The organism is Delftia sp. ZNC0008 (assembly GCF_000799035.1).
GTDB lineage: Bacteria > Pseudomonadota > Gammaproteobacteria > Burkholderiales > Burkholderiaceae_C > Comamonas > Comamonas tsuruhatensis.
The window spans coordinates 1-2,097 of the sequence record NZ_JTKZ01000951.1 but is presented as its reverse complement, the minus strand read 5'-3'; the positions used below and the strand labels follow the sequence as shown (position 1 = coordinate 2,097).

Annotated in this window: 1 protein-coding gene and 1 pseudogene; both read right to left on the bottom strand. The window is 71.1% G+C overall.

The features are described from left to right. Positions 1-1,928, bottom strand: a 1,928-nt coding sequence (locus tag L995_RS30635) for a HAMP domain-containing histidine kinase (protein ID WP_047475227.1), incomplete at its 3' end; no start/stop codon positions are given. Beyond that, a pseudogene (locus L995_RS30630) lies at positions 1,925-2,097 on the bottom strand (DNA-binding response regulator); the annotation flags it as partial. The pseudogene L995_RS30630 and the gene L995_RS30635, both read right to left, overlap by 4 nt.

Genomic DNA, 2,097 nt, shown 5'->3' with positions numbered 1-2,097 from the left:
CTGTCGGCATTGCGCAGGATGTGGGTGACCACGTCCTCCAGAGCAAATTCGTCGGCGCGCACGATCACGGCGCCGGCGGCTCCCGCGCTCCCGCTCTTGTTCCCGCCTTCGTAGACCACATCGGCAATGCCCGCATAGTGCGCGTTGGCCGCCACGTGGCTGAGGAAGGCGTCCAGGTCCAGCCGGCCCTCCGGCACGGTGGCGGCCTGCAGCGCCTCGGCCGGCGATGCCGTGCCGTAGAGCACATGCACGGCCTGCTGCATGCGCTGCACATAGCGGTGGCCGGGGTCGTCGGGGCCGTACAGCACCATCAGCGATTGCAGGGGCGACATGATCTCGTGGCCCACGGCATGCCACATGTCGCGTTCCTGCTGGGCGCGCAGCTGCTCGCGCTGCAGGTCGTCCTTCACGCGCTGCAGCAGGTCGGCCAGGCCGCCGGCCAGAATGCCCAGCTCGTCGGAACCACGCAGGTCCGACACTTCGAGATCGCCCAGGCGTGGCCCGACATGGCCGTCCTGCACGTTGTAGGAGACGGCGGCGGCGCGCCGGGTGAGGGCGGTCACGCGGCGGATCAGCCCCAGCTCGACGATCAGCCAGGCCAGCGCAATGGCGGCCAGCATGGCGCCCAGGTACCAGGACAGGCGCGTGGCCACGGCGGCCAGGCCCTGCTCCACATCGCGCGGGTGGCCGGTGAAGCTGACGGTGTAGTTGCCCGTGGGCGTGTCCAGAATGTCCTGGCCCGTGGGCACGGCCGGGGTCATGGTGGCGGCGGAGACGCCGGCTGCATCCAGCGGCAGCCAGCTGATCAGGCGCAGCAGCCAGGGCGCCGACGGCGCGGCCTGCACATCCACGCCCTTGAGGGTGATGGCGCTGGCCTCGTCGGCACCCACCTTGCGGATCTGCACGCGCTCGCCGGGCAGCAGGCTGCGCGAGATGTCGTTGAGCGAGGCGGCCAGCTGCGCCCCCGGCGCATTGCTGTCGAACAGGGGCGCGGCCGCCTCGCCCGGGGCCAGCATTTCCACGCGCACACGCATGCTGCCCAGGTCTTCGGGCGGCCAGACGGGGCGCACGTCCCTGCGGAACAGGGCCTCGCGGAACAGCTCGACCGGCAGGCGGATGGAGTAGTGCGTGCGGCGCAGGCAATCGGCTGCAGGGGGCGTCTTGTCATTGCCCGCATGGCCCTGCACGCCAGGAGGCAGGTCGCGGCAATGGCCGTTCTGCCAGAGCCAGCCACGGAAATCGCGCACGGGCCGCGCGCGGGCGTCAAGCTGGGGCGTGCCGTTGTCCACAAAGCCGGTGAGCCGGCCGTGCTCGCCGTTGCCGGCCCTGCTGCCCTGCTGCGGCATGGCCTCATAGGGGGCGATCCAGCGGTAGGTGCTGCCGCGCATGTCCAGCGTGATGCGGGCGCGGTGCGCCTGGGCGGGCTCGCGCGAGCCGCGCTCGCGCGGTGTCAGCTCGCCTGCGAAGAAGCTGCCCACCAGATAGATGAAGCCGCCTGCGTAGGGATTGTTGCCGATGGCCGCGCACAGCGAGGCGCCATCGGGATACTGCACCGAGCAGCCGGCCATCTCCACGGCCTGCTGGGACTTTTGCGGATCGTCGAAGTCGATGGCCGCGTAGGGCAGCAGCAGCGGCGCCAGCGGTGTCACGCCCTGGCCCAGGTGGCCGGCGTTGAGCAGGGCCAGCCGGCCCGAAGGATGGCGCAGCCGCGCCATGACCTCGGCCTGGCTGCGCACAAAGCCGTGCTGGTAGGCCTGCCAGGCGCGTTCCTTCTCGTCCTTGAGCACCACCACGCTCAGCGCCACCGTGGCCACGGCCAGCAGCACGAACACGCCGCGCAGCAGGATGCGCTGGCGGAAGGCGGCCAGGCCCAGGCGCGGAACTTCCAGCCGGGGCAGCTCCAGTTTGGGGTTGAGCAGGCGCTTCATGCGCGGGCGGCGGCGCCGGCCTGGCCCACCCAGCGAAAGCCGCGCATGGGCACGTTCTCTATGCCTTCGAAGCCCGGGTCCACCTCGCGCAGGGCCTCGCGGATGGTGCTGACGTGCTTGCGCACGTTGTCGCGGTTGCGGCCGCTTTTGACCACCTCGAACAACGCGG